Here is a 544-nt window from a genome sequence, read left to right as displayed (position 1 = left end):
AGGGAAACCGAGTCTTAACTGGGCGTTAAGTTGCAGGGTATAGACCCGAAACCCGGTGATCTAGCCATGGGCAGGTTGAAGGTTGGGTAACACTAACTGGAGGACCGAACCGACTAATGTTGAAAAATTAGCGGATGACCTGTGGCTGGGGGTGAAAGGCCAATCAAACCGGGAGATAGCTGGTTCTCCCCGAAAGCTATTTAGGTAGCGCCTCGTGAATTCATCTTCGGGGGTAGAGCACTGTTTCGGCTAGGGGGCCATCCCGGCTTACCAACCCGATGCAAACTACGAATACCGAAGAATGTTATCACGGGAGACACACGGCGGGTGCTAACGTCCGTCGTGAAGAGGGAAACAACCCAGACCGCCAGCTAAGGTCCCAAAGTCATGGTTAAGTGGGAAACGATGTGGGAAGGCACAGACAGCCAGGATGTTGGCTTAGAAGCAGCCATCATTTAAAGAAAGCGTAATAGCTCACTGGTCGAGTCGGCCTGCGCGGAAGATGTAACGGGGCTAAACCATGCACCGAAGCTGCGGCAGCGAC

The 544-nt window shown here is 53.5% G+C and carries 1 rRNA gene; it reads left to right on the top strand.

The window, feature by feature from the left end:
• A 23S ribosomal RNA gene (locus ACTJI7_RS22790) occupies positions 1-544 on the top strand; the annotation flags it as partial.

This window comes from Enterobacter sp. 22499 (genome assembly GCF_052044815.1).
GTDB classification, from domain to species: domain Bacteria; phylum Pseudomonadota; class Gammaproteobacteria; order Enterobacterales; family Enterobacteriaceae; genus Enterobacter; species Enterobacter bugandensis.
The sequence above is the reverse complement of the archived record's forward strand: the minus strand, read 5'-3'. Positions and strand labels throughout refer to the sequence as shown.